Raw genomic sequence first — 8110 nt, forward strand, 5'->3', positions numbered from 1 at the left:
TTCAATATTTCGCACCCAATATTATGGCACTTTTAAGGATTCTGCTGAGTTTTTTTCACTTTAAACCACTGTGCATATAACGCAGGTAAAAAGAACAAGGTCAGCAGGGTCGCCACGATCAATCCACCCATAATCGCCACGGCCATTGGACCGAAGAAAATACTGCGAGAAAGTGGAATCATCGCCAATACAGCGGCCAATGCAGTCAGCACAATTGGACGGCAACGACGTACCGTCGCATTGATAATCGCATCCCAAGCCGACTCCCCAGACTGAATATCTTGTTCAATCTGATCAATCAAAATCAGTGAATTGCGCATAATCATTCCTGACAGTGCAATCGTGCCGAGCATTGCCACAAAACCAAAGGGTTTATTGAACAATAACAGGAATAACACCACGCCAATAATGCCCAAAGGTGCAGTTAAAAATACGATCATCGCCCGTGACATGCTGCGTAATTGAATCATCAACAAAGTCATGACAACTGCGAGAAATAATGGCATGCCCGCATTTACAGAAGTTTGACCACGTGCTGACTCTTCCACAGTACCGCCTACTTCGAGGAGATATCCATTCGGCATCTCTGCACGTAACTGATCAAATGAATCTTTTAACTCACCCACCACCGTTGCAGGTTGCAATTTACTGCGAATATCCGCGCGCACAGTAATGGTCGGTAAACGGTTACGATGCCAAATCAAACCTTCTTCAAAGCTATACTCAATTTTCGCAATCTGCGCCAATGGCACTGAACCACCATTGCTGGTCGGTACAGCCAAACTGCTGAGAGAACCGACATCCAATCGCTCGGCTTGATCACCACGCATCCGAATTTCAATCAGCTCTCGTTTCTCACGATACTGATTAATCACTGCACCACTGATTGAACTATTCAGGAAATTGGACAGATCTAGACTGGAAACCCCCATTTGACGTGCGCGATCTTGGTCGATGTCCAGTTTAATGACTTTGCTTGGCTCACCCCAATCCAAATGCACATTGGTGGTGTTCGGGTTTTCACTGACTTTTGCAGACACCCGTTGTGCCCACTCACGCACCAAGCTTAGATCTTCACCCGACACGCGAAACTGCAATGGATAACCCACGGGTGGACCATTTTCTAAAAGTGAAACCCGAGTACGTACTTCAGGTAAAAGCTTACGAATTTCTTCTGCTAATGACTGGCGGATCTCATTGCGATCATCTAAAGATGAAGCCAATACCACAAACTGAGCAAAACTGGCTTGAGGTAGCTGTTGATCTAGAGGTAAATAAAACCGCGGCGAACCTGTCCCCACATAAGCCACAAAATTATCAATGCCTTGTTTTTTCGACAAGAACGCTTCGACTTTTTTTACGGCCGCTTCTGTGGCCTTCAGTGAGGCGCCTTCCTCAAGCTTTAAATCCACTAAAATTTCAGCACGGTTTGACGGTGGGAAGAACTGCTGTGGTACGGTTTTAAACATTAAAATCGATAACACAAAAATGCCAACCGTCGCGGCAATCACCGTCTTGCGATAGGTCACACAAGTGTCGACCCAACCACGGAAACGTTGATAAAACGGAGACTGATAAGGATCATGATGTTCGCCGGCATGATGTACCATCGGCTGAGGTTCGGGCTGCTTACGTAAACGTGCCCACAGGCGCTGATACCACGGGGATTTTTGTACTAAGTCTTTGTTGAAATCGGGTAGTAATTTATCCCCTAGATAGGGAACAAACAGTACTGCTGCAAACCATGACACCACCAATGCAATGGTGACCACTTGGAAAATCGAGCGGGTATATTCGCCTGTGCTCGATGCGGCTGTGGCAATCGGCAAAAAGCCAGCCGCAGTAATCAGTGTGCCTGTCAGCATTGGAAATGCAGTGGTCCGCCATGCATGTCCGGCGGCTTGTAACCGGCTATAGCCCTGCTCCATTTTGATCGCCATCATTTCGACGGCAATAATCGCATCATCCACCAATAAACCGAGTGCGAGAATTAACGCCCCCAAAGAAATCTTGTGCAACCCAACATCAAACATCTGCATGCCAGCAAAAGTCATGGCCAAGACCAATGGAATGGAAAATGCCACAACCAATCCCGTACGGAAACCCAAGGAGAAGAAGCTCACCAATAGGACGATAATCACCGCCTCAGCGAGGACTTTCATAAACTCATTGACGCTGCGCTTCACGGCTACAGGCTGATCCGACACTTTTTTCAGTTCCATGCCCAAGGGCAAGGTTTTTTGCAGGCGGGCAAATTCTGTTTCAAGGTTTTTACCCAAAGCCAGAATGTCGCCACCTTTACGCATCGACACGGCAATGCCTAAACCATTTTCGCCCATAAAACGCATACGAGGCTGCGGTGGATCACTAAAGCCACGATGTACATCTGCCACATCACCCAATTGAATCGTTCGTCCATTCACCAATAAGGGCATCTGACGCAGTTCATCAATGTTTTGTAAATTACCACTGACACGCACTTGAATCCGGTCTGAATTGGTTTCAAAAAAGCCGGCACTGGCAACCGTATTTTGCTGCTGCAAGGCTTGTTGAATCGCCGTCACAGGTATGCCCATTTGCGTAGCTTTGGTGTTGGAAATTTCAATCCAAACTTTTTGATCTTGTAGACCAATCAAATCCACTTTCGCAACGTCTTTGACCCGTTGTAACTGGAGCTGTAAACGGTCGGCATATTCCTTCATGGTGGCATAGTCAAAGTCTTTGCCGGTGAGCACATAGATATTACCGAAGGTGTCACCAAACTCATCATTAAAGAAAGGACCTTGCACACCAGATGGTAATTGATGGCGAATATCATTGACCTTTTTACGCACGGTGTACCAAACATCGGGGACTTGCTGCGAACGTAAACTGTCCTTGGCCACAAAGGTCACCATGGATTCACCCGGACGTGAATATGCCATAATGCGTTCATACTGCCCCGTGGTCATCAGTTCTTTTTCAATCCGATCGGTGACCTGTAGCGAAACTTCTTTGGCTGTTGCACCAGGCCAATAGGTCTGAATCACCATGACTTTAAAGGTAAATGGCGGGTCTTCACTCTGCGACAATTTGGAATAAGAAAATATCCCAACGATGCCCAGCAGAATCATAAAATAAAGGATTAATCCTTTATTTTTCAGTGCCCACTCAGACAAGTTAAAATTCATTAATTAACTCCTGTCTGAATGTGTACTGCACGATTTTCACGATCAACAGGTTGTATTTTTTGTTTTTCGCGGAGCAAATGCACGCCGCCAACCACCACAAAATCCCCTGCTTGCAGACCACTAAGTACGGGCACGCTATCACGTCCATATTCGCCTAAACTTACTGGAACTTTACGTACCGTATTATCTGCATTGACCACCATCACATACGCCTGCTGACCACTCGCAGACACACTCGATAACGGCACATGCAAAACATTCTGCTGTGCTTTGGTTAAAGATACCCGTGCACTTTGCCCCAGTTGAATGGCGCTATTGCCTTCACGTAATGCCACTTTGACACTATAAGTACGAGACTGATCAGCAGCAGGACTAATTTCTCGCACATAGCCTGCAAATTTTTCCTGTGGTTTCGACCACAAGGTGACCCATGCATCCTGCCCTGTTTTAATTTCAGTAACCGCTTGTTCAGGCACACCAATGACCACTTCACGTTCACCTGCAATCGCCAATTGAAATGCCGGTTGTCCTGCTGCAATCACTTGACCAATCTCAATATTACGCTCAGTAATGACCCCATTTTTATTGGCAATTAATTGGTTATAACCGGTCTGATTACGACTCACATCATAATTGGATTGCGCTTGCTTTAAATTCGACTGTGCTGCTTTATATTGGTTTTCCACCGCATCGTACTGCGAACGACTCACAGCATTGACTGGCAATAATTGCTTAAAGCGTTTTAGTTCATCTTCAGCAATTTGTGCAGCGGAACGCGCACTTTCAAGCTGCGCTTGTGCTGCATTCAGTTGCAACTGTGCATCTTTGACGTCTAATTTTGCCAAGACTTGCCCGACTCGGACTTGGTCTCCAACATCGACATAGCGCTCAGTGATTTGACCGCCAACCCGAAACGCTAAAGCTGTTTGCTGGCGTGCTTGTACATCACCCGCATAACTTTTTTGTTCAAAATGTGTGGCGCCTGGCTGAGTCACCATCACAAATGGCACTTCCTGTTCCGTTTGGGCTTTATCCTTGCTGCATCCCCATAAGGTCACACTGCAAACGATAATCATGCTGACAACTGTGATCTTAATCGTACTCATGAAGTTCGCTCTTAATAAAAAGTCTTTTTTAGGGCAGAATATTATTCAATTAATTTGGTTATTTTTTAATTAATAAACCATGCGGTACATTAATTAGATTAATTATCCTAAATCAATGACCTTTTCGCCTTTTTTGGAATTTTTTCAGCAAATGAATGTCGGCCGCCCAAAAGACTTAGAAAAACGACAACGGATTTTAGAGTCTGCAAAACAATTATTTTTAGAAATGGGCTATCACGGTTGCAGCATGAATCAGATTGCCCAACATGCAGCGGTCACCAAACTGACGGTCTATAATCATTTTCAGGACAAAGCCACCTTATTTACCAGTGCGATTGAAGACACCTGTGAATATATTTTGAATACCCGCCCGCGACATCTGCACAGCGAAAGTCATTTTATGCAGGCTTTCGTTGAAATTTGTGAGTTGGGGCTGAACATCATGAATTTGCCTGAAGCCATTAAACTGGATTTATTACTTTTGGAGTTGGCTGCCGAACACAGTCCTTTGGTGGAACAGTTTTTCCGTGCCTCACATTTAAAAATGCGCCAAGTCTGGGAAAACTTTTTTCAAGATGCAGCAGCTTTAAATTTCATTCAGCAGGATCACCCTGCCCGACAAACTGAACTGATTGTGTCGCTACTGATGGGACTACGCCATCAAGAGGTTTTATTGGGCATGCGCCCAGTACCTGAAGCAGCAGAGCGGCAAGCCATTATTCACTCTGCCATCGAAATCTTTATGCTGAAATATCAACTCAGCACGCAGAGCTAAGCATTTTCTGAAATATTTCAACGCTAAACTGAAACAAATGGCATAGCTATTGCTCATTTACCTAGAAAAGTCATCCGACTTTTGTCTGTACCCCCTTTTGCCACAGCACTTTCGGGGTATAGTCGAGACAGGAATACACGGAGAAATAACAAATGATTCAACAAATTGATGCTCCATTACGTGAAGACGTGCGCTTACTGGGCAATTTATTGGGTGAAACCCTAAAGCAGCATGCAGGACAAGATTTGTTTAATCAGGTAGAGCAAATTCGTGCTTTGTCTAAAGGCGCGCGCGATGGACAAGTTGAAGCCGAAAAACAGTTAGAACAATTATTTTTAAATTTAAAAGATGAAGAAATTCTGCCACTGACCCGTGCATTTACACACTTTCTCAACTTTGCCAATATTGCCGAACAATACAATGTGGTGCGCAGCCGTCGCCAAAGTGAGTTTGATGAGCAAGCACCATCACCGAATCCACTCGATCATTTATTTGAAAAATTTAAAAGCAATAACATCAGTGCGGAACAACTGTTCCAACAAATTTGTGAATTAAAAATTGAACTGGTCCTGACTGCACATCCAACTGAAGTCAGCCGCCGTACCTTGATCCAAAAATATGATGGGATTAATGATTGCCTGTTTAAAATGGATCAGCAAAAACTTACGCCACGCGAACGCAAAGCCGTACTGGATGATTTAAAACAACTGATTTGCTCGGCATGGCAAACCGACGAAATTCGTCAACACCGCCCGACGCCTGTCGACGAAGCTAAATGGGGCTTCACGACCATTGAACAGACCTTGTGGAATGCTGTACCCAAATTCATGCGTGAATTGGATGGCATGGTTCAAGATCATTGTGGCAAGACCTTGCCTTTAAATGTTGCCCCTGTGCGCTTTGCATCATGGATGGGCGGTGACCGTGATGGCAACCCAAACGTCACCCATAACATTACTCAAGAAGTGCTTTGGCTTTCACGTTGGAAAGCTGCCGACCTGTATTTACGCGATATCGAAGACCTACGTTGGGAACTTTCGATTCAAGAATGCAGTAAAGAACTCAGTGATGCTTTGGGCCATTTCCACCCTGAACCGTATCGTGAATATCTACGTGATGCGCGGGAACGCCTCAAAGCCACTCGTCACTGGTTGGCACTAAAACTCCGTGGTGAAGATGCTGACGATAGCCAAGTCATTAAAAGCCGCCATGAGCTGCTCGATCCACTATTGGTTTGCTACCGTTCACTGATTGACAGCGGTTTACCTGAAATTGCCAATGGTCAGTTACTCGACTTTATTCATCGAGTGAATTGCTTCGGTATCGAATTACTCAAACTCGATATTCGTCAGGAGTCGACTCGTCATCGCCAAGCGATTTCTGCCATTACTGAATATTTAGGTTTAGGCAATTTTGAAACATGGACGGAGCAAGCCCGTCAAAACTTCTTGATTCAGGAACTGCAAAGCAAACGTCCACTGCTACCGAAGTTTTTAAATGAGCCAAAACAAAGCCTGATTGAACATCCAGATGTACAAGAAGTCTTTGCGACCATGCGCACTTTGGCAGAACAGCCACCTGAAAGTTTAGGGGCTTATATTATTTCCATGGCCGAACATCCAAGTGATGTCTTGGCCGTATTGTTACTGCAAAAAGAAGCCGGCATCAAACAAGCGCTACGTGTCGTGCCACTGTTTGAAACCTTAAAAGATTTGGATGGTGCAGCCCGTACCATGAATACCCTATTTAATATGCATTGGTATAAGCAGCATATTCAGGGTAAACACGAGGTGATGATTGGCTATTCAGACTCAGCCAAAGATGCGGGCTTTATGTCGGCAAACTGGGCGCAGTATCGTGCACAGGAAGAATTAACCGCAGTTGCGAAAAAACATGATGTACAACTGACATTATTCCATGGCCGTGGCGGTTCAATCAGCCGTGGTGGTGCGCCGACACAGCAAGCGCTGTTTTCACAGCCACCAGGCTCGATTTCAGGGGCGATCCGTGTCACAGAACAAGGGGAAATGATTCGCTTCAAGTTTGGATTAGAAGGCATTGCCTTACAAAACTTGGAAATTTACACCGCTGCGACCTTAGAAGCGACCTTATTGCCACCGCCTGAACCGAAACAGGAATGGCGTCAGCTCATGCACAGCATGACGGATCTGTCGGTACAGGTGTATCGTCAAACCGTGCGTGAAAATCCGCATTTTGTAAAATACCTACGGACTGTAACGCCAGAACTGGAACTACAAATGTTACCGCTCGGCTCACGCCCAGCCAAACGTAAAGTTAGCGGTGGGATTGAGTCATTACGTGCGATTCCTTGGGTGTTCGCATGGACGCAAATCCGTTTGATGCTTCCTGCTTGGCTCGGTACTGGTGCTGCGATTAATCAAGTGATTGATCAAGGTCAAAAGCAGACACTCGAAGAAATGTTAGAGCAATGGCCGTATTTCCAAACCCTGATTGATATGTTGGAAATGGTCTTGTCCAAAGCCGATGGTCATGTGGCGCTGTATTATGAGTCTCATCTGACTGATGACGCAGACCTCAAACAGTTGGGCGAAGAGTTACGTCAGCGTTTACGTGATGCGGTACAAACGCTATTAGCACTCAAAGGTGAATCGAAATTACTCAGCAGTAACGATGTGCTCGACCAATCCATGAAGGTGCGTAAGCCTTATTTATTGCCGCTACATTTACTACAAGCCGAACTGATGAAACGCCGCCGTGCATACCTTGCCGAGCGTCAAGCTGAAAATACCCCAGTCGACCATGCGTTGATGGTTAGCATCGCGGGTATTGCGGCAGGTTTGCGTAACACTGGCTAAATCTTCCAAGTTTTCAAAAAGCACACAGAACTGTGTGCTTTTTTTTTGACCAGTCATATTGGTTTTAATTTATTTTGGAATATTTGACATCCTCCCCCCCTTAAAAGAGGGTGATTCCTACAGCTAGACGCTTATGCCCAAGCGCAAGAATGTTTAGAGCTGAGTTTATATCTCGATCATGAGCTGTACCACAGCTCATGCACTCCCATTCTCTTATTCCAA

5 protein-coding genes are annotated in these 8110 nt (G+C 45.4%); 2 read left to right on the plus strand and 3 right to left on the minus strand.

What is annotated here, in order from left to right; translation table 11 throughout:
• Positions 1–32: 32 nt before the first annotated feature.
• Together FTU77_RS10325 and FTU77_RS10330 are read right to left on the minus strand one after the other, a co-directional pair.
• On the minus strand, positions 33–3170 hold the full coding sequence (locus FTU77_RS10325) for an efflux RND transporter permease subunit (RefSeq protein WP_180055731.1): 3138 nt from the start codon (positions 3168–3170) through the stop codon (positions 33–35).
• Positions 3170–4276, minus strand: coding sequence for an efflux RND transporter periplasmic adaptor subunit (locus tag FTU77_RS10330; RefSeq protein ID WP_180055732.1), 1107 nt, complete (start codon positions 4274–4276; stop codon positions 3170–3172). Before FTU77_RS10330 ends, FTU77_RS10325 begins: the two co-directional genes overlap by 1 nt.
• Before the next feature lie 151 nt (positions 4277–4427).
• On the opposite strand from FTU77_RS10330, the gene FTU77_RS10335 reads away from it, so the two are divergent.
• Entirely contained in the window at positions 4428–5051 is a 624-nt protein-coding gene (locus tag FTU77_RS10335; RefSeq protein ID WP_180011056.1) for a TetR/AcrR family transcriptional regulator, read from the plus strand.
• Between the two features lie 152 nt (positions 5052–5203).
• Complete coding sequence (gene ppc, locus FTU77_RS10340) at positions 5204–7888, plus strand: phosphoenolpyruvate carboxylase (protein ID WP_180022903.1); 2685 nt, start codon at positions 5204–5206, stop codon at positions 7886–7888.
• Positions 7889–7988: 100 nt separating this feature from the next.
• Here the strand turns inward: ppc and FTU77_RS10345 are convergent.
• Positions 7989–8110 (minus strand): zinc ribbon domain-containing protein (locus FTU77_RS10345; RefSeq protein WP_180005585.1); only part of this gene is annotated, 122 nt, incomplete at its 5' end.

Source organism: Acinetobacter sp. YH12142 (genome assembly GCF_013418435.1).
Classification (GTDB): Bacteria; Pseudomonadota; Gammaproteobacteria; order Pseudomonadales; family Moraxellaceae; genus Acinetobacter; species Acinetobacter amyesii.